General features: G+C 42.1%; 20 protein-coding genes and 1 other RNA gene. 10 read left to right on the forward strand and 11 right to left on the reverse strand.

The features are described 5' to 3' along the window. Nucleotides 1–69 precede the first annotated feature (69 nt). The 4 genes from ACYQ2C_RS08520 to ACYQ2C_RS08535 all read left to right on the forward strand — a co-directional run bounded on the left by ACYQ2C_RS08520 (nucleotide 70) and on the right by ACYQ2C_RS08535 (nucleotide 3,425). A complete protein-coding gene (locus ACYQ2C_RS08520; RefSeq protein WP_460101596.1) occupies nucleotides 70–1,053 on the forward strand; it encodes a YbgA family protein in 984 nt (327 codons plus the stop codon). After that, complete coding sequence (locus ACYQ2C_RS08525; protein ID WP_460101598.1) at nucleotides 1,054–2,454, forward strand: cryptochrome/photolyase family protein; 1,401 nt, start codon at nucleotides 1,054–1,056, stop codon at nucleotides 2,452–2,454. It begins immediately after the preceding gene. 279 nt (nucleotides 2,455–2,733) lie between these two features. Further along, complete coding sequence (locus ACYQ2C_RS08530) at nucleotides 2,734–3,171, forward strand: hypothetical protein (RefSeq protein ID WP_460101600.1); 438 nt, start codon at nucleotides 2,734–2,736, stop codon at nucleotides 3,169–3,171. Between the two features lie 2 nt (nucleotides 3,172–3,173). Then, nucleotides 3,174–3,425, forward strand: a complete 252-nt coding sequence (locus ACYQ2C_RS08535) for a hypothetical protein (protein WP_460101602.1) — start codon at nucleotides 3,174–3,176, stop codon at nucleotides 3,423–3,425. 234 nt (nucleotides 3,426–3,659) lie between these two features. Here ACYQ2C_RS08535 and ACYQ2C_RS08540 read toward each other — a convergent pair whose 3' ends face one another. Together ACYQ2C_RS08540 and rpiA are read right to left on the reverse strand one after the other, a co-directional pair. After that, nucleotides 3,660–4,280 (reverse strand): LysE family translocator, encoded by a 621-nt coding sequence (locus ACYQ2C_RS08540; protein WP_460101604.1) that lies wholly within the window; start codon nucleotides 4,278–4,280, stop codon nucleotides 3,660–3,662. A gap of 314 nt (nucleotides 4,281–4,594) precedes the next feature. Beyond that, nucleotides 4,595–5,263 (reverse strand): ribose-5-phosphate isomerase RpiA, encoded by a 669-nt coding sequence (rpiA, locus tag ACYQ2C_RS08545; RefSeq protein WP_460051590.1) that lies wholly within the window; start codon nucleotides 5,261–5,263, stop codon nucleotides 4,595–4,597. Nucleotides 5,264–5,392: 129 nt separating this feature from the next. On the opposite strand from rpiA, the gene ilvA reads away from it, so the two are divergent. Together ilvA and ACYQ2C_RS08555 are read left to right on the forward strand one after the other, a co-directional pair. Then, entirely contained in the window at nucleotides 5,393–6,922 is a 1,530-nt protein-coding gene (gene ilvA, locus ACYQ2C_RS08550; RefSeq protein WP_460051588.1) for a threonine ammonia-lyase, biosynthetic, read from the forward strand. A 406-nt stretch (nucleotides 6,923–7,328) separates the two neighbouring features. Beyond that, nucleotides 7,329–7,466 (forward strand): hypothetical protein, encoded by a 138-nt coding sequence (locus ACYQ2C_RS08555; protein WP_460051587.1) that lies wholly within the window; start codon nucleotides 7,329–7,331, stop codon nucleotides 7,464–7,466. Nucleotides 7,467–7,533: 67 nt separating this feature from the next. Here ACYQ2C_RS08555 and ACYQ2C_RS08560 read toward each other — a convergent pair whose 3' ends face one another. The 4 genes from ACYQ2C_RS08560 to ACYQ2C_RS08575 all read right to left on the reverse strand — a co-directional run bounded on the left by ACYQ2C_RS08560 (nucleotide 7,534) and on the right by ACYQ2C_RS08575 (nucleotide 9,008). After that, a complete protein-coding gene (locus tag ACYQ2C_RS08560) occupies nucleotides 7,534–8,136 on the reverse strand; it encodes a 5-formyltetrahydrofolate cyclo-ligase (protein WP_460101608.1) in 603 nt (200 codons plus the stop codon). Nucleotides 8,137–8,186: 50 nt separating this feature from the next. Next, a non-coding RNA gene (gene ssrS / locus ACYQ2C_RS08565) (6S RNA) lies at nucleotides 8,187–8,363 on the reverse strand. Nucleotides 8,364–8,458: 95 nt separating this feature from the next. Then, complete coding sequence (locus tag ACYQ2C_RS08570) at nucleotides 8,459–8,758, reverse strand: cell division protein ZapA (RefSeq protein ID WP_460051584.1); 300 nt, start codon at nucleotides 8,756–8,758, stop codon at nucleotides 8,459–8,461. Between the two features lie 25 nt (nucleotides 8,759–8,783). Next, nucleotides 8,784–9,008 (reverse strand): TIGR02449 family protein, encoded by a 225-nt coding sequence (locus ACYQ2C_RS08575; protein WP_460051583.1) that lies wholly within the window; start codon nucleotides 9,006–9,008, stop codon nucleotides 8,784–8,786. Nucleotides 9,009–9,344: 336 nt separating this feature from the next. Between ACYQ2C_RS08575 and ACYQ2C_RS08580 the strand changes: the two genes are divergently transcribed. Together ACYQ2C_RS08580 and pepP are read left to right on the forward strand one after the other, a co-directional pair. Next, on the forward strand, nucleotides 9,345–9,959 hold the full coding sequence (locus ACYQ2C_RS08580; protein ID WP_460101611.1) for a UPF0149 family protein: 615 nt from the start codon (nucleotides 9,345–9,347) through the stop codon (nucleotides 9,957–9,959). A gap of 10 nt (nucleotides 9,960–9,969) precedes the next feature. Beyond that, a complete protein-coding gene (pepP, locus tag ACYQ2C_RS08585) occupies nucleotides 9,970–11,289 on the forward strand; it encodes a Xaa-Pro aminopeptidase (RefSeq protein ID WP_460101613.1) in 1,320 nt (439 codons plus the stop codon). Nucleotides 11,290–11,623: 334 nt separating this feature from the next. On the opposite strand, the gene ACYQ2C_RS08590 is transcribed toward pepP, so the two are convergent. Beyond that, entirely contained in the window at nucleotides 11,624–12,289 is a 666-nt protein-coding gene (locus tag ACYQ2C_RS08590; RefSeq protein WP_460101615.1) for a hypothetical protein, read from the reverse strand. A gap of 148 nt (nucleotides 12,290–12,437) precedes the next feature. Between ACYQ2C_RS08590 and ACYQ2C_RS08595 the strand changes: the two genes are divergently transcribed. Beyond that, entirely contained in the window at nucleotides 12,438–13,733 is a 1,296-nt protein-coding gene (locus tag ACYQ2C_RS08595; protein WP_460101617.1) for a metal-dependent hydrolase family protein, read from the forward strand. Between the two features lie 102 nt (nucleotides 13,734–13,835). Here the strand turns inward: ACYQ2C_RS08595 and ACYQ2C_RS08600 are convergent, their stop codons facing one another. The 4 genes from ACYQ2C_RS08600 to ACYQ2C_RS08615 form a co-directional block, all read right to left on the reverse strand. Further along, nucleotides 13,836–14,780 carry an N-acyl homoserine lactonase family protein gene (locus ACYQ2C_RS08600; protein WP_460051577.1) on the reverse strand — a complete coding sequence of 315 codons (945 nt, stop codon included), beginning with the start codon at nucleotides 14,778–14,780 and terminating at the stop codon, nucleotides 13,836–13,838. 612 nt (nucleotides 14,781–15,392) lie between these two features. After that, nucleotides 15,393–16,274: an alpha/beta fold hydrolase gene (locus tag ACYQ2C_RS08605; protein ID WP_460101620.1), complete on the reverse strand. Its 882-nt coding sequence runs from the start codon at nucleotides 16,272–16,274 to the stop codon at nucleotides 15,393–15,395. A gap of 670 nt (nucleotides 16,275–16,944) precedes the next feature. Beyond that, nucleotides 16,945–17,379 (reverse strand): hypothetical protein, encoded by a 435-nt coding sequence (locus ACYQ2C_RS08610; RefSeq protein WP_460101622.1) that lies wholly within the window; start codon nucleotides 17,377–17,379, stop codon nucleotides 16,945–16,947. A gap of 817 nt (nucleotides 17,380–18,196) precedes the next feature. Further along, nucleotides 18,197–19,006, reverse strand: coding sequence for a formylglycine-generating enzyme family protein (locus ACYQ2C_RS08615; protein ID WP_460101624.1), 810 nt, complete (start codon nucleotides 19,004–19,006; stop codon nucleotides 18,197–18,199). Nucleotides 19,007–19,478: 472 nt separating this feature from the next. Between ACYQ2C_RS08615 and ACYQ2C_RS08620 the strand changes: the two genes are divergently transcribed. Next, a complete protein-coding gene (locus tag ACYQ2C_RS08620; RefSeq protein ID WP_460101626.1) occupies nucleotides 19,479–20,111 on the forward strand; it encodes a DUF2799 domain-containing protein in 633 nt (210 codons plus the stop codon). Nucleotides 20,112–20,312: the final 201 nt, after the last annotated feature.

Genomic DNA, 20,312 nt, shown 5'->3' on the forward strand with positions numbered 1-20,312 from the left:
AATCACGACTGGCTTACGCGTAATCACTTCTAAGTCGTACACAGTCATACAGCTTATTGGATATTAATCTTGCCCTACCGAATACATTCTCAAAACATACCCGTTGGTATCAGTGCCTGCGTTCTCGGCCAAGAAGTTCGCTATAACGGCGGTCATAAACGGTCGCGATTTTGTACCGACATTCTCAGTAAAGTGTTCGACTTCAAACCCTATTGCCCAGAAGTTGCCATCGGCTTGGGTATTCCAAGACCAACCATTCGCTTGGTGGGTGACCCCGAAAAACCGCGCGTTATCGGCAGCGACGATCCAAACCTTGATGTTACCGAGCGCATGTACAGTTACAGCGATACCACATCAAAACAATTAACTGATCTGTGCGGCTATATTTTTATCAAGAACTCACCAAGCTGTGGTGCATTTCGAGTAAAGGTCTACAACGACGATACCAGTAGCAAGAGCTACGGCTATCCCAGTGAAGAGAAAGGTAGGGGCGTATTTGCCGCAGCAGTGATGGACAACAATCCGCTGCTGCCGGTTGAGGAAGAAGGCAGATTAAACGACCCTCCATTGCGCGAGAATTTTATTTTGCGCGTTTTCGCCCTGCATTACTGGCGTGAATCCGTAGAGAAAAAGCCGTCCTTTGCTGCCCTGGTTGACTTCCACAGTCGCTACAAATACACCTTAATGGCGCATTCGCAGAAAGGTTATCGTGAAGCTGGCCGAATCGTGGCCAATCACAACAAAAAGTCCGAACGCGAAGTACTCGACCAATACATTCATTGCTTTATGGCTACGCTCAGCAAACCGGCAACGCGAAAAAATCACTGCAACACCCTGCAACATATTTTGGGTTATCTAAAGCGAACCGTTGACGGAGAAATTCGCAAAGACTTATTAGAAGTTATCGACCTATACCGCCGAGGTATTGTGCAGTTAAGTGTACCGGTAACCATGATCAAACATTATGTCGATCGCTACGGTAACGACTATATTCGATCACAAGTCTACCTAGACCCCTATCCTCTTGAACTCGGCCTACGCAATCAAATATAAATGACACAGACTGAAAAAACGCAGCTGGTTTGGCTGCGTAACGACCTTCGCATCACCGATAATCCAGCTCTTTATAACGCCTCCAAAAACGGTTTTACGGTTGCCGTGTTTTGCATCTGCGAAAAACAATGGCAAGAGCACAACGATAGTCCCGCAAAAATAGGTCTTATACGAGACACATTAATTGCGTTAGCGAAACAACTAAATACCAAAAATATCCCTGTAAAAATTTTAATATCAGACTGGTATGCGAATATTCCCAAACAACTCGCAAAGCTTTGCAGTAAATTAAATGTCGAATCGATTTGGTTTAATAACGAATACCCTGTTAACGAAGCCAAACGTGATTTACAGGTAGAAAAGGCCTTATCGCATATTGGTGTTAACACTCACCGCTTTGACGGAGACGTTATTGCAAAACCCGGTAGCGTCGTAAATGGCAACGGCAGCATGTTTCAAGTGTTCACGCCGTTTGCAAACCGCTGGCGAAAAACCATAACACTATCGGATTTAGACGTTGTAAAAGCCCCCAGAAAACAATCAGAAAGCGCTATAAAAAGCGATAAAATTCCAGCTTTCGGCGGAAATTATCGTGAAGATTTGTGGCTGAGTGACGCCAATAAAATACACGCACATCTTGAGTCTTTTATCCAAAATAGAGAATCTGACTACGAAGAAAACCGTGATTTTCCGAACATCAACGGTACCAGTACCGTCTCGCCATATTTAACCGTTGGCTCCTTAAGTGTTCGAGAATGCCTAAACACATTATTAAAACATTCGGGACACGAAGCATTAGAAAAACAATGGACAACGGAATTAATTTGGCGAGAGTTTTATCGCCATCTAATGGCCAAAGATAAAAAGCTCAGCAAAGGTTATTGCTTTAAACCCGTTGGCGATAACCTTCCGTGGAACAATGACAAACTGTTTGATCAATGGTGTCTTGGACAAACCGGCTACCCAATCGTTGATGCAGGAATGCGACAATTAAATCAAACCGGCTGGATGCACAACAGAGTAAGGATGATCGTCGCCGCGTTTTTTACAAAATTAATGCGCATTGATTGGCATCTCGGCGAAGCCTATTTTATGCAACATCTTATCGATGGCGACTTCGCTAGTAATAACGGTGGTTGGCAATGGAGCGCTTCAGTAGGTGCCGACGCAGTGCCCTACTTCCGAATATTCAACCCTTACCGACAGTCGGAAAAATTTGATCCCAATGGCGATTATATTCGACGATTCGTTCCCGAACTAAAATCCATTACCGATAAAAAAATCCATCAACCCACAGACACACAGTGCGCAACATTAAACTATCCTAAACCCATTGTTGATTATGCCAAAGAAAGAAAATATACACTGGACATATTAGAGAAGACATTTAAGCAAATATAAATATGCGCATTTTTGGGAAATTCTGATTAAATCATCAAGGAATTAATCAGAGGTTCCTATAAAAATAAACTAAAGCATTAAATTTTCTGTTATTTTACTCTAGATAATTACTTAGAAAAGAAATTGGAAACGCCTATTAACAATAAAATTTCCGTTCTTGTGCGCTCGATCGCATATATTGTCGCGTAATTCTACATCTTTTATCTCTCAAAATGGCAATACTTATCTGTATATATTCACAAGTTACAATTTCTGCATCACCATAAAAAGGAAAGTTTAATGAAGACAGAAAGAGATTTTTATATATCAGATATTCGTCAAATCGAAAAAGATCTGTATCGTAACGGTAATGGTAAGATTCCTAAATTCACTAATAAAGATGGAGATATAAGGCCTCAAGACTCAAAATTATTTACAGATCCTCGAACTGGTATAACGTATGTACTTCCTTCACATGCTGGCGTCTCTGCAAATGAAGTTTTTGATGGAGGTAAGAATCGGTGGAAGATCGAAGCAAACTCAGTGATACCGAATGGCCTTGCTATTGCTGTTGACTTGGTTTCACCTGGACACGTTCATATTGTCGCTACCAGAAAGATGAAACAAAGCGAATATATTACATTGCTAGAAACAATGTTTGAAAAGGCTGAAAAAATCGAGAACATACAGGCCGAAATGGCTTTAAACAAGTCGAAACTATCTGGGAGGAGAGCATAGACATGAGTGCTGAAAAAATTGAAATTAGTTGGTCGGATTGTATTATTCTTTTTGGCTCACTTATCTCAAATATTGAAAAACTAAGGGAAGCTGTCCAATCTAACGAAATAGATGACGATGAACTTTATGAAATAGAAGAAGAGCTGAATGATTATACAACTCTTTTGGTACGACTTCGTTCGAAGTATATGGAATGCAAAGACAAAGGAGAATTACCTATTGCTTTGAACAAAAAGCTCGAATCAATTGCATAAGAAACTCTGATCAACCTAGAGTTTCTCGCGAAACAAGAATGTATCGCCAATTTCAAGAACGGTAAGTAATTGAAATTGTGAGGAAATTGAAAATCGCATTTTTTGACCTCCTCCCTCTGATTAATTTCTTCATAACTTAATCAGAGGACTTTAATAGAATTTTCTAAACAATTCTATAACGTCTCTCGGCAACCTTACCGCACAAAAAATTGTTGGAAACACTAAAAATTTCATTTAAGGAATCAGCAGATTTACCGCTAAACCAGTAAATACAAAACCAACAAAATAATTAAGCCACACACCGTATTTTGGCTCATTTCTTAATTTTGACGAAATTTTACCAGCAAGCTGTACAGCAATTACTTCTACGATCGCGGCCATAAATACGATAATGGCTCCCAGCAGTAACATTTGTAGCCCTGCATGCCCAGTATCTTTACGAACGAATTGTGGTAAAAAAGACAAAAAGAAAATAGCAACCTTGGGGTTAAAAAGGTCAATTAATACGCCGTGTTTATACGCCTGCCAAGGGCTTTTGTCTTTTATATTTGAATCGGTGAGCGATATTTTAGATGTTTTAAACGCCTGAATAGCAAGATAAACCAGATAAGCAGCGCCTAAATACTTAATAAGTTTGAACCCGAATGGGTAGGATTGTATAACCGCAGAAACACCCAATGCGGCAGCGCAAACGTGCACCATAGCACCGGAACAAGCACCTAATGCAGCGGCAACGCCGACTTTTTTGCCACCAGAAATAGTTTGCGTTAGCACATAAATTAAATCTGGACCGGGCGATAAATTAAGTGCAAGTGCTGCAACAAAGAAAAAGCTCCAATATTCGAAATCAATCATAATCCATCACAGCTTAGGTAAAGTTAGCACTTAATAAAAAATAAAGACCGATAAAAATCGGCCTTTATTGTGACGTAATCAAGTAGAGGAAACTCTGGTTAACCTAGTGTTTCCAGCGACACAGAGATGTGCCACCAACTCTAAGAAGTATAAGTGATCGAAATTGTGAAGAAATTGGAAATCGCATTTTCAATTTCTTCCCTTTGATTAAATCACGAATGCGTTAATGAGAGGTCCCTAGACTTTAACAACCACTTGATACAACTTTTCTGAATTTATTACTTACATTATTAAATTCATTTTAAACACAATATTTACGAATGGGTTTTAACGCCTTCGGCTGTCGCAAGCAGTAATACATCCGCATTACGTGCCGCAAATAATCCATTGGTAACCACACCAACAATTTGATTAATCTGCGATTCCAACGCCACAGGATCGTGAATCTGCATGTCGTGAACATCAATAATAATATTGCCGTTATCGGTAACCACGCCTTCTCGATACACAGGACTTCCACCTAATTTAACAAGCTCACGGGCAACGTGAGAACGCGCCATGGGAATGACTTCAACCGGAAGCGGAAACGCACCAAGTACATCAACCCATTTACTGCCATCGGCAATACACACAAATTCGTCGGCAACCGCGGCAACAATTTTTTCGCGTGTTAGTGCCGCGCCGCCACCTTTAATCAGCATTTTTTTAGGATCGGTTTCGTCGGCGCCATCAACATAAACCAAAACTCGATCAACCACATTGAGATCGTACACAGGAATGCCATGACTTTTTAAACGCTCGGCGGAAGCTTCTGAACTGGCGACGGTTCCGTCGAAGGTGCCTTTGATTTCGGCAAGATAATCGATGAAATAATTCGCCGTCGAGCCAGTACCTACACCCACAATCGAATCCAATTCTAATTTAGGTGCAATATAATCGATGGCGGCTTTCGCCACAGCTTGCTTGAGTTGATCTTGGTTCATTGCGGTTTCCCCTCAATTTTTGGCGCCATTATAGTCACCGTCTAATCGGAATAAAGCCCTTTTCATGACTTATCTAGCTAAGTTAAGTTAGTATTGCCGCCTTTGCTAACCAAAACTCGTGTTCTTGCTATGTTGGATTCTTATATAAAGCGTATTTTAGACGCTCGCATCTACGATCTCGCTGTTGAAACGCCCCTCGATTATGCAAAATCAATTTCTCGACGCTTAAATAATTCGATTTATATTAAGCGCGAAGATTTACAACCGGTATTTTCGTTCAAGATTCGCGGCGCCTATAACAAGCTTTTGAAATTATCTGAATCAGAAAAAGCGAAAGGCGTTGTCGCCGCGTCGGCCGGAAATCATGCTCAAGGACTTGCCTATAGCGCTCAGCACTTAGGTGTCAGTGCCACTATCGTTATGCCCAAAACTACGCCGGCGATTAAGGTTAACGCTGTACGTGGATTTGGCGCCAACGTAATTTTACACGGCGATATGTTCGACGAAGCGTCTCGCTATGCGCAAAACCTCGTGAAGGAAAAAGGCTACACCTATATTCCACCTTACGATGATCCAGATGTTATTGCCGGACAAGGCACCGTCGCGATGGAAATCCTGCGACAACATCCGAAGCACATAGACGCGATTTTTGTTCCCGTCGGTGGTGGCGGCCTTGCCGCTGGGGTAGTTGCTTACATCAAATACGTTCGACCTAACATCAAAGTGTTTGCCGTCGAGCCGGAAGATGCCGCCTGTTTGAAATTGGCTATGGAAGCGGGTCGGCGCGAAGTCTTATCAGAGGTCGGAATTTTCGCCGACGGCGTAGCCGTGGCACAGATTGGTGAGGCGCCGTTTGAGGTTCTTAAAGACACCATTGATGGCGTAATTACGGCAAATACTGACGAAATTTGCGCAGCCATCAAAGATATTTTTGAAGATACGCGCTCCATTGCCGAACCCGCCGGGGCTTTATCACTGGCAGGCCTAAAGAAATACGTGGAACAAAATGGTGCTAAAGATAAAACGTTGATCGCTATCGATAGCGGCGCCAACACCAACTTTGATCGCCTACGTTACATCTCTGAGCGCACCGAAATCGGTGAGCGGCGCGAGGCAATTATCGCCGTAGAAATTCCTGAAAAGCCTGGTGCCTACGCGCAATTCTGCTCTGATTTGGGTCAACGCAATATTACCGAGTTTAATTATCGCTTTACCACATCAGATAAGGCTCACATCTTCGTGGGTATCCAAGTTTCTCACGGTGGTAACGGTCGCCAAGAATTGGTCGATGAGTTAGCGCAAAAAGGCTACAAAGTTGTTGATTTAACAGATAACGAAGTGGCCAAGCTTCACATTCGTTACATGGTTGGCGGGCACAGGCCCATCGTTGAAGGTAAACCCTTAACCGAAAGAGTTTATCGATTCCAATTCCCAGAACGCCCAGGGGCTTTATTGAAATTCTTAAAGCACTTAGCCGGACGATGGAATATTTCCATGTTCCACTACCGTAATCACGGCAGTGCTTTCGCTCGGATTCTGGTCGCCATGCAGATTCCAGAAAACGAAATTGAAACAGCGGAGGCTTTCTTACGCTCCTTAGACGGCTATCGACTCTGGGATGAAACTGATAACGAAGCCTACCGATTGTTCTTAGCGTAAGCTCGGCTCGAACTTTTGCCCAATGAGCGCACACACAAATCTTTCTGTGCGCTCATCTGATACCTACCTACCGTTCGCGTCAGCGCCGTAGACCAAAATTGGTATTATTCAAGTTCTTCAAAATATCACGAAATTCTTCTATTAGGCCGTCTTTAAGCACAGATTCCCACGGTAAAGAAACCTTCACAGTTTGTTAGCATGCACTCACTTTCGTTGTGATCCGCTTAGCATCTATAGGATTTTACATTGCTTAGAATACCCACCGTTCTGAGAACTAATTTGTGATAAGTATGGCTTCATAAGTACTTGGTCTTGTCAGCATTTTTAGGTATAAAGCTTGCTCTTCCAATATCGCTTATTAAAAAAAATTATTATCACAAGAAGAGTGAAATGTAAGGACATTCATATGAAACATGATGTACTTACCTTGGCTGCAGCAATATTTTTTATTGGCGTTTTGGCATCCAGCGTTGGGGCTAGCGATTTGTTTAAGTCAGAGTCCGAACCGCCTGCGCAACTGCAACAGGGTGTTGCCTTTAAATAAGGTTTACGAAAATCCCCCATAAAAAAACCGGCCTATTGCCGGTTTTTTTATAGTCAAAATATCACTGCTATTGGTTGGCAAAATACCAGCGTTGCTCGGTAACCACTGCGTCTAATTGAATATCCCAAGGTTCGGTTGGAATGGGATCTTCACTAAACTGACAAGAGTGCGCCAATCCCAGTAAAAACGGCTTTCTGCCTCGCTCTTTTCTGAAAGCGAACGTTTTATCGTAATAGCCGCCGCCCATACCCAGCCGATTAAGCTTACTGTCAAAACCCACTAGTGGTAGGCAAACAATATCTAAAAACCGCGGACTTATCGTCTGGATAAGATTTCGCTCAGGCTCATCAATACCAAACTGATTAGGCACCAATACCGTCTGATGATCAAAGCGTTGAAAGTACATTCTGTGCTCATCAATTACGGGCACAAAAATCCGCTTGTTGCTAAAGCACAACGCTTTTTCAATAAGGGGGCGTGTTTGAATTTCGCTTTTATAGGAAAGGTAAATCGCAATACGTTTGGCACTCAAGAACATCAAACTGGTTGCAACTTGTTCGGCAAGCTTTTCACCGGCCGCTATTTGCGCTTTCATATCCAGCTGTGCACGTGCGCGACGAAGTCGTTTACGAAGGTCTTGTTTACGCTCAACTGAACCTAAATCATACATGCTTGTTGTTCACTTTGTGTCTAAAGAGCAAGCGACTGTGGCCTAGGTATAGGAACCCCGAGAATACCGCTGCCAACTTGGCCTTGAACCGTAGGGTTCAAGGGGTGGCAACTGAAATACTTTAGGCTTTCCGTCACGCGGACATGCACACCGGTATTTGCGAGTTACCTCCGGGGGTAACATTATCGGCTCGAGGACTTGTCGACTGGCGAGTACCTCAGGGGAGATCTAGTATACCGAAAACTGTCGCCGGAAAAACTCTTGTATCTAGATGATTTTTAATTTATAGCTGCCAATTTATAACGTATGAGTATTAAAGAAACTACTGATCGTTTAATTTTGACAACGCATCATCCAGTTTAGACGACATTCGCTCAAGCATAGACTCGTCAAAGATAGGTTTTGGTTGCGATTGAGCGGCAAGCAGCTCGTGGCAGAGATTCAACGCCGCCATAACCGCGATACGCTCAATGCCAATCACATTTCCGGAGTTACGAATAGCGCGCATACGCTCATCAAGCTGGCGGGCAGCACGCAGCAAATCCTCGTACTCCTCAGGAGCACAAGCGACTTGGTATTGCTTACCAAGAATGCTAACGATGACGGTTTTGGCGCTTTGCATAGGGTTCTTATCGACAAAATCACAGCTACGGCTGGGATTCTAAACTTTTTAAGCGATGAATCATGGCCTCAACACGAGTCCGTGCGAGGTCGTTTTTTTCGATTAAGCGAGCGCGATCTTGCTGCCAACGTTGTTCATTAGCACGCAAGGCCTGATTTTCTTTCAACAGTTGTTGAGCAGCGCTAATCAGAGCCTCGATCTTGCGCTCCATCGCCACAAGAGATTGCTCTGGCGGAATATCGTCTACCATAACTATTTGTATCGTCCTATCGAATCGACTAACTATATTGCGGCGATCTATGCGGGTCAATCGCTCACTTGCTTGGCTGCAGACTGGATCAAACCTTGATCAACCTGCAAGTCTCAAATAATCAATTTTAGCCGATACTTAGGTTTAAATTTTACGAATTTGCCGTTATTAGGCACTAATTCTTATTGGCTTGGTGATTGGGCTCTCACAGAACTCCCAGCCACAATTAAGAAACATGATAGCATGGCGGCAATACTGGTGAATTTTGGGAAATGCCCCAACAACTTACCGCCTTGTAGACTTATACCAACAGATCAACCCGTTAAATACTGCCTTATGTCTGATAACCAAGCCGATACCTCTTATGCACAATTGACCCAAACGCTGGATGAATTCGATGCACTGGCCGGAGCCAGTGAAATTCACGGCTTTCTAACCGCGTATTTGTGCAGACGACTGCCACCTGAGCTGTGGCTCCAAGATTTGCAAATACTCATCGATAAGAGTCCAACCGAACACGAAGCTTTAGGAACAGCCTTGCTGAGCTTTTATCTGGCCAGCGCAAAAGTACTCGCGCAAAACTCATTAAGCTTTCAGCCACAACTGCCAAACACCGATGATGCGCCTCTTTCAGAAAGAGCCCTAGCATTATCAGAGTGGATTCACGGTTTTTTAGCAGGACTTGCGCAAAGTAAAGACAAGACCGCGCTGAGCATGGAGGCACTTTCAAAAGAGTCCCAAGAGTTGATCATGGATCTCGCCCAAATCAGCAAGCAAACCGCAGAAAACTACCAAGAACTTGATGATCAATCCGAATTTGATTTCGTAGAAATTACCGAATATGTAAAGGTTGCGGTGCTTACGCTTTACGAGAATTTCGACACTAAACGTCCCACAAACACCAATAACTCGTCGGCAAATAACACTGGACCGTCAAAATTGATTCACTGAGGAAGCCACCTTGTCAGCCAAAATTAATGCTCAAGAATTTGCTCGCCGTCGCAAAGAATTGATGGCCATGATCGAGCCAAACAGCATTGCGATTATTCCTGCGGCAGAAGAAAAAACCCGCAGTCGCGACACACACTTTACCTATCGCCAAGACAGTGACTTCTATTATTTAAGTGGTTTTTGCGAGCCTGAAGCCGTGCTTGTACTTATTCCCGGTCGCGAACATGGCGAATTTGTTATGTTCGTACGTGAACGCAACCGTGAAAAAGAAATTTGGGACGGCTACCGCCAAGGCCCTGAAGGTGCTGTCGAAAACTTTGGGGCAGACGACGCCTTCCCCATTGATGACATCGACGAAATTCTACCCGGCTTGCTTGAAAGCCGCGATCGCGTTTATTACAGCCTTGGCCGCGACCCTAATTTTGATCAACGCATTATGGGCTGGATAAACACACTGCGTGCCCAAGCAAGAGCCGGTGCTGTGCCTCCCGGCGAACTGCAAGATCTGGATCACTTCCTTCACGACATGCGTTTATTTAAGAGCGCCACCGAAGCAAAGCTAATGAGAAGCGCCGGGGAAATTTCTGCACAAGCGCATATCCGCGCTATGAAAACCTGCAAGCCCGGCATGTACGAATATCAGCTCGAAGGCGAACTGCACCACGAATTTTTGAAAAACGGCGCGCGTGCACCGGCTTACAACACCATCGTTGGCAGTGGTAAGAATGGCTGTATTTTGCATTACATCGAAAATACCAAAAAACTCGAAAGCGGCGATCTTGTTTTAATTGACGCCGGTTGCGAATACGAAATGTACGCGGGCGATATTACTCGTACATTTCCGGTCAACGGAAAATTCAGCGAAGAACAAAAAGCCTTGTACGAAGTAGTTCTAAACGCTCAATACGCAGCAATCGATGCAGTAAAACCCGGTAATCATTGGAATCAACCCCACGAAGCTGCGGTAAAAGTATTGACCCAAGGTTTAATTGATTTGGGTTTGCTTGAAGGTAACTTGGACGAATTAATTGCCGACCAAGCGTATGTTGATTTTTACATGCACCGCACTGGTCATTGGCTTGGAATGGACGTGCACGACGTGGGTGATTATAAAGTGTCGGGTCAATGGCGAGTTCTTGAACCCGGCATGTGTTTAACCGTTGAACCGGGCTTATACATTTCGCCCGACAATGAAAATGTCGATGAAAAATGGCGCGGCATTGGTATTCGTATTGAAGACGATGTTTTGGTTACCACAGATGGACACGAAGTATTGACGGCATCGGTACCAAAAACGGTTGAAGAAATTGAAGCACTAATGGCATCTTAAAAAATAATAAATCAGGAGCCTTTGGTCTTACCTATTGCCAAAGGCTCTGATTCTTTTAAGCAGCAACGTTTCTTCACCCAGAGTAATTTAAATAATTACCTCACAAAGCGATAAAAACTTCAGTGGATCTAGAATTTTTCATACGAACTATCCTCTCGCCTTTCAAGTATAAATAAAGGAAACTCTGATGAACCTAGAGTTTCCCTCGATACGAGGATGTGTCGCTAATTTCAAGAACAGTAGGTGATTGAAATTATGAAGAAATTGGAAATCGCATTTGCAATTTCTGTCCTCTGATTAAATCACGGATGAGTTAATCAGAGGCTCCTAAAATCTATTCTACGAGCGTGACAGAAACCTCACCAATATCAGCTGTCATTTTAGAATCACAACTGCCCGAACCAGACCACTTACTGGATGAACCCACCAAGGATTTACGCGATTCACGAATTTTGGTATCGATCACGGTCAAGTTGGTTTCACCAACGTCGGACTTAAGCGAGATATCACTGATAATATCTTTTTTGGCCTCAACAGAAAGTTTGCCAATATCAACATGTGCGTTAATGCAAGCGTCGATATTTTTAACATCAATATCACCCACATTAACTTTTAAATCGAGTTCTTTATTTTTTGGCACTTCAAGTAAAATATGAACATTTACATTGTTGTAAGTTGTTTTACCGCTAGGATCTAAATGCAGTGTTATTTGATGATTATTTTGGTCAACACGCCAAGCCAGTTTTTCGCGTAGACGCTCGCATTTAGCGTTAACCTTTTTACAGCTCAACTCGATTTTCGCATTAATGGTATCGCTGTCGGTGCCAATAATTTCGATTTCACCAACGGCTACATTAATCTGAACACTCTCGGCATCGCCGGTATCAAAACTGTCTAATTTTTCCGATGTATAGGGAAATCTCTGCCCCTCATCGGCGTTCACAGACACGCAAGCATGTAAAAAACCCAGTGCCAAAATGCTGAAAATTAATTTATACATAGTCGTTACCAACAAGATTGTTTGTCAATTTCGAATATAGACGAAACCTCATTCGAATTGGTTTATTTTAATGACCATAATAAGTGAGGTTGTTCGATGCTAACTCGTTGACAGACGTGTTACTTAAAATAAGCGATAAGGGTTTACTATGCTAAAAACGATAACAACTCTCGGCCTGTGCTCAGCGCTTTTCATAGCCAATGCTTCTTATGCAGACAAAACGGCGATCTATGCGGGAACCTTACTTTCTATTCCCGGTAAAACACCACTCACCGAACAAACCGTTATTATCGAAGATGGAAAAATTTCCGCCATCGAATCGGGTTATATTAAAAGCGATGACTTCGATCACATCATTGATTTAACAGACAGTTTTGTAATGCCAGGCCTAATGGATATGCACGTGCATCTGCAAGGCGAGCTCGGCCCAGAGAACGACTCCGAAGCGCTAAAGATGTCGGATGAGCTTATGGCCATGCGCTCCACTCATTTTGCCTTTAAAACATTATTGGCCGGATTTACCACCGTTCGCGATGTTGGTTCTAACCCACAATACATGTACGCGTTGCGCGACGCCATTAACAAAGGCTGGGTTGATGGCCCGCGAATTATCGCCGCAGGTGGCGTGGGCATTACCGGCGGTCACACCGATGTCAGTGGTATGAAACACGAGCTTTTGGATTTTTACACCACCAAGCAAATTTGCGACGGCCCTTATGACTGTCGTCGCGCTGCTCGATCAGCCATCAAATTTGGTGGCGACCTCATTAAAGTAGCGTCCACCGGTGGCGTGCTTACCGATCGGGCCACAGGTACCGGCCAGCAAATGCACAATGACGAACTCAAAGAAGTTGTCGAAGCGGCGAAATCTATGGGTAAAAAGGTTGCTGCCCACGCTCACCAAGAAGATGGCATTATTGCGGCATTAGAAGCCGGTGTTGCCAGTATCGAACATGGTTCTTACACAGGCCCTAAAGCCATTAAACTTTTTAAACAAACCGGTGCTTACCTGGTGCCAACCTTACTGGCTGGAGACACGGTAAAACATTTGGCCGAAAACTCTGAATTTATGAGTCCAGCCATCAAAGAAAAAGCCATTCGGGTCGGTGGCGATATGCAATCTAATTTTGCTAAAGCTCATAAGGCTGGAGTAAAAGTCGCCTTTGGTACCGACAGCGGCGTATCAAGACACGGTATAAACGCACAAGAAGCGGTATTAATGCATCAAGCCGGTATGTCACCGATGGACATTTTGGTTTCTGCTACAGTAAATGCCGCAGACTTAATTGATATGAGTAATTCGATTGGAACCTTAGAAGTTGGCAAAGCCGCCGATATCATCGCCACGCAAGGATCGCCTCTTGAAAACATCGAAGAACTTTTGGATGTTGATTTTGTGATGAAATCTGGAAAGGTCTTTAAAAGCGTCGCGCAAGAAATTTGAGTGCAGTTAATAAGCTGAGCAATAATTCTGTTTATGGTACTCTCACTCATGAAGCGATAAACATAAAAAAGGCTCCCATGGAGCCTTTTTTGTTGCTTAGCATTAATGAATTGAATCTGGAGCATGAGGTACGTGCTCGTTACGCTCATGATCGTGCTGAATTAAAATTTTCGCGCCCGATACCTTTGCCAAGGCATCAACTAAACGAATGCTTGCACGAGTTTGTTCCATATCGAAATTAAAACCGGGCACACGTTCGTTAGTGTAGTTAGAGGTAAAGTGCCACAAATCACCCGATAAAATAATTGGACCAGACTCTAAATTAACAAACAAAATTTGATGACCCGGTGTATGACCTGGTGCCGGAATAATTACCGCAGAACCATCACCAAATACATCGTGATAACCGTTTAATTTTACCACTTTATTTTGATCTAGCTTATCGTAGGTTTTTGGATTGAAATTTAATTTTGGAGCCAATTCACCAAAAGCCGCGTTGTATTCCACCTCTTGAATAAACCAAGTCGCGTTGGTAAACACATTGGCATTGCCGGTGTGGTCGGCATGCATGTGTGATAACCCCAAATATTTAACGTCTGTAGGCTCAACACCATATTCTTTTAACAATACTGGGAAAGGGGTATCTAAAAATAAATTGATTTTACCACCAGCAATAGAAAGACCATCTTTCATGTTCGCTACCGGCGCCGGGATTCCCGTGTCCCATACCATGTAGTCATCGCCGTGTTTTAGAAGATAACAGCTTGCCACCATTTTATGGGCAACATTAACATCAACACCCGGTGACCAGTGTGAACGATCCGGCGATTGTACTTTGCCGCACTCAAACACCGTCAAACTTGAAACCGCTGCGTTTTTATCACCACGCGCCGCAAACTCTTTGTATACCTTGGCATTGGCGATGCCTTGATCAACAAACTCTGCTTCGGTTATTGTACTTTCAGCCATTGCAGTAAAAGACACAATTCCCAATGAAAGAACCAACGCCGATTTATTTTTTATAGCGTCATATAAACGATTGAACATATTTCTCACCATAGAGCTTGTTATTTTGTTTTAAAAAAATAAATTCTTTATTCCACTTACAATCAATAATGCTCATGTAAGCTAGAACTGGTATACAATATCAGTTGTTGACGCTTTTCAAATCACGCAAAAATAACATCACGGCTTTTTATCAACGAACAAACATTAAATGACATGGTATTTGTCATAAATTATTCATCCGTCAAAATTCACAACACCGATGCTTCGGTTGTTTTAACAGCAGCTATTACACACAAATAAAAAAATGGCAGCACTAAGTGCTGCCTAGGGCTTGTGGTAGTTAAAACTCTTACATACAAAAAAGACTCGTAAACGTTACAGAGTCTAAAGAATAGCGGTTAAACAAGAGGCAATCACAACATTGAAAACACAACATTGAAAACACAACATTGAAAACACAACATTGAAAAATAGTATGGCAGTTAATTTAACGTGCATCACTTAATCAAGTTACTATCCAGTACCGCCATAGATTAGTTATTTTATCTATATCAGTGCAAAATACGTAAAATATTTCGATAGTATACGAATATCAGCCTTTTTCGACGCCTTAATTTAAAAAGAAAGAATCGAAATAAATATACTTAAAAATTATTGAATATTTCTAGCTGATAAGAAGGCAGCAATTTTTTCACAAACAAAATTATGGTGATCTTCTAGCGCAAAATGACCAGAATCTAACAGGTTAATCTCCAAATCTTGCGCGTCCTGCTCAAACGCATGCGCGCCGGCTTCAGGGAAGAATGCATCATTTTTACCCCAAACCACTAAAACAGGCACTTTGCTATCGCGAAGGTATTCATGCCACACAGGGTAGAGAGCAACGTTATGTTGGTAATCTAAAAATAAATCCAAGTTCAAGCGATGCAACTCGGGACGCTGCATACATGCAAAATCAAGCATCCAGTTATCAGGACAAATGCTTTCAGGGTTTTGTACGCCGTGAACATATTGCCACTTTAAACCTTCAAGTGAGAAAATATTATCGATAATCATATTTTCAATTTCTTCGGTTTGAGTTTGCCAATACTGAATAATTGGTGCAAATGTATCTGTGTTTACACCTTCCATGTAGGCATTACCGTTTTGCGTAATAATCGCTTGTACACGCTCCGGATGCTTAGTCGCAATTCTAAAACCAACAGGCGAACCGTAGTCTTGCATCATAACTGAAAATTTGAAAATTTCTTTTTGCTCAAGAAATTGATCAACGACGTCTGCTAGCTTATCGAAAGTGTATTTAAACGTACTTGGGCTAGGACAACTGCTGTTACCAAAGCCGGGATAATCCGGAGCGATTACATGATATTTATCCGCTAGACCATTGATAATGTTTCGATACATAAACGAAGACGTTGGAAAGCCGTGTAACAAGACAATCGTTGGATTTGAGCGATCGCCAGCTTCGCGATAAAAAATCTCCAAATCACCAACCTTTTCGGTACCGTATACAACTGTAGGCAGAGTCGCCATGATAATTCTCCACATTAATTATTATGATGAGCGTAGATGGGCCGTAATCTATGAATACGAAATTATCAGGCCTCATGAAGCTGCTCTTGGGTATTCACAAACGATAGGAAACACCCCAAGTAACCCTTGTTTGTATCTATAGAAGGTTACTACTGCCGTAAAAGATTCGCAAAGAGAATTTTCATCCAGTGATATAAAATTATAAGAACGCGTGTAATTAATTATAAATCTAAATAAAAAAAGATCTTTTCAGCATATATTTGTGATGTCCATCAACAAAACCTGCTCCGTTGCACAAAATGCAATTTTTAATTTTCATCTCTAAACGGCGTAATCGCATTGAGCAGGTTATTAAATTGCTTCTGCATTACCCAAAGAAGCTCCATTCTGAACAGAAGCTTCTCGATAGGCATTCACAAAAAACTTACCAGCAATATCACAGCAACTGTGTTTTGAAACCAAACAAGAGTGAGAACTTTTTAAGTTCTAGAGAGGTTTTTTTGTTAGGGAATCAAGAGAGAAACCTCTGATTAAACCTTAGTGGCGATAATCAGAGGTTTTTAGAATTTTATAGGCGACAGTATTAGCATACTAAAATGCTAATACCAATAAGGGTTTGGGTTATTACTTTTAACGTTTAAAAAAATTTAGTACTGACAATCCGATTAAACTAATGATGTTTACTAACAACATAGTGATTCTTGTATATAGCTGCCAAGGCACCCGTTGTCATCGCAAATAATATAGCGATGTTATGTGCTAAAGGGTAACTAGGCTCATAGCCTAAAAATAACGTAAAACAAGAAAATAACAGAGGAAGACTTACATAATAAATAGCATAACGACCAGAAAACTTAATCAAAAGACTGGTAAGGCAGAAAAAGCTCACTAATGAGGTCAAAATTGTGGGTAAAAGATAAATCTGCGGTTCATTGGGATTAGAAACCGTTCCAGTAAGGGAAAAATGCACCCAAGATTCAACAAATAAACCACCTACAATCGAAAAAACCAGAGCTATAAATCCGCCGAATAAAGTCACTATTACCGATTTTTTGTGATCAATATCAATCACAGTGTTATTCAACAGGCTGTTATTATTATTCATTTTAACCCTCTCAAACGTGGTCACTTTATAGTTATTCCAATGATTGTTAACACAACCAAAGTACTGACACTCGAATAAGAAATCATAAACTCGATAACGTTTTCAAATAAGTATTGCGAAGAATCCGAGTTGCCTAATTGTGTAAATATAGACCATAAAATTCCAATAACAAAAAGAAATACACAAACTATCTTTAATTTAGTTTTGTTTAGACAGATACCCAAACATGCGAACAAAAGTTGCTAAGAAAGCATTCGTGCAACAACAATAAAACCGCAAGATACAAAAGTAGTTTTCATCAAATGCATAGATGGCGCGCTCTGCTTGCTGGGCTTGTGAACATCAATATTATAAAGGCCGCAAAAATAGCAACTACAAACCCTAAATAGTTAGCTATTTTTAGGGTTTTTATCTTTCATTGTTAACAGGTGAAGGACAATAACTATTTTTCATGCCAATAATTTTTATTCCAGAACTTTTGGTGAATTTCTTTAGCAATCGCGAACGCTTACGAAAATATCTATTCAACAATTAACTTGCCGTCCAAAGTAGCCGCGGTGGCAATTGTGAAAGCAAAACCATTCAGCAGAACGCCTAATAATATTGCCCAGAAAGAATGTTGAAGAAGATGAAAAGAGTAGTTTTTAACGTTGATCATTATCGTTTTTTACGCATCGGAACACCAACGCAAATGGCACAACGTTAATTAACGCGTGATAAAAACGGTTTCGTTAACTGCAATTTTGTTCGTTTTCTAAGAAACTTCTTTTAAAGCCTCTGATTCACTCATCCATGATTTAATCAGAGGTTCCTGTGTTTATAAATCGTAGGCGCAGCGAAAACCAATAGAACCGTACACAGTTTTGCCACTGTCGGGTAGTTTTACGTTGCGAAACGAGCTGCGCAGGTTATTTTTATTTTCATCCCAAGAGCCACCACGTACGACTTTGCGGGCACCATTTGCCGGTGCTTGTAAATCACCCTCGGCGTAGATGCTTAAGCCATTTGCGGTATACCAATTCATGGTCCATTCACCGGCATTGCCGTGCATATCATAAAGGCCGTAGCCGTTCGCAGGCTTTGAACCTACCGGCCAGGTGCGATCTTCGCCACAGCCGTCGGGTTCGTTAGCAACAGATCCCTGAGTCACACCGTCGTCAACAATGGCGTTTGCACAAGAGACTTCTTGCCCCCAAGGGTAACGTGTTTTACTGGTTGCTCTAGCGGCTTTTTCCCATTCGGCCTCATAGGGTAAGCGGCCATTTTTTGACTGACAATAAGTCAATGCTTGCTGCCAATCAACACAGTTCACCGGATGATTGTCTCGTCCCGGAGCCCCTAAATTACAGTATTTGTTTCGATCATGGTCTTTGGGGCGATCACACTTACCCTCATCAATACAGCCTTGATATTGCGCGACGGTAACTTCGTACTGGTCAATATAAAAGCTCGGTACCTCAACACGCACACCACCCGCTTCACCTTCGTCTTGCTCACAATGGGTGTCGTTTATTGAACACCCCATTTGAAACGCACCGGCCTTAATAAGCACACGCTCTTGGGCTTGCGCCACGGCAGAGGCCATCGCAATTACCAAAATTCCCGCTTTTTTATTTAACGATTGCATAACTATTCACTCACGCAGTGCGCTGTTAATAAAGCATACAGCTAACACGCTACATTATTAAAATTGTCATTAAAAAACCGATATTTAATATTTTAACAAGTGCGTTCAAAAAGAAATGCATCGGCAATCTCAGTACAAATGTTCAAAATCTGGTTAATTACGGAATGTATGTAAACGGAACAGCATGAGTTTAGGTCTGATGAACCAGCATTGGCCGATTTTAAGATCCGCACCGCTTCGATTAAACTAACGGAACTTCAGATTATTCAGGGGTTTTCAGCAACATAGAATGAGTCGCCAATTTCAAGAACGGTAATTGATTGAAACCGTGAAGAAATTGGAAAGCGTATGTTCAATTTCTGTTCTTTCAATTAAATCATGGAGCAGTAAATCAAAGTAACTGTAGAAAGCTCTGATGAATTCGGAGCGCATTAAATAGACGGAACACATAACTCAAACAATAAGGTCATTCATGTCACAAAGAGCGTCTACTGCATTTTTATTAGGTTGCATTACCCTCGCATTGCAAGGTTGCGCCACCCTCTCGAAAGAAGAATGTCTGTACGCAGACTGGTATCAAATAGGATTAGAAGACGGCAACAAAGGCAAAGACCCTTTAACGCTTGGTCGTCATCGCAAAGCCTGTGCTAAAGCCGGTGTTACTCCAGACCGAGAAGCCTACGAGCAAGGCCATACTCAAGGTTTGTTGCGCTACTGTACCTACGACAACGGTCTGCTCTTAGGAAACGTCGGCCGATCCCGTCCAGAGTATTGTCCGGCTCTAACGTTGGCCGAATTTAATCTGGGTTATGAGCACGGTTATGAGCGATACCAACAAAATCGCGTGATACACCAGCTACAATCAGAAATCAATTCTCTAAACCATTCTATCGAAGATAATCATCATCAAATCGAACATTTAGAAGCAGTCCTTGTCAGCGACCAAACCACAGGCGAAGAACGAGAAGAAGCGCTGGAAGAATTGCGCGCGATTGAAGATGAGAACGTGGAATTAATCAACGCGGTAAGCGATATTCGCGAATCTCTGCTATCCGAGCAGCGTTTTTTAGATGAACTCATCTATGAACAACAAAGTGCTCGATAAGTATTTGGGAGACTAGGGCTAACTTCTCTAGGATTTAATCAAAGTTTTCTTGAATAAGACTATAGGAAACTCTGATTAACTTAGAGTTTCTAGCGACACAAGGATGTGTCGCCAATTTCAAGAACTGTAAGTGATTGAAATTGTGAAGAAATTGGCAAAAAAAGACGCCGCCATGAAAAATCTTTGGCGGCGTTTCAGCAA

Source organism: Sessilibacter sp. MAH3 (assembly GCF_054658275.1).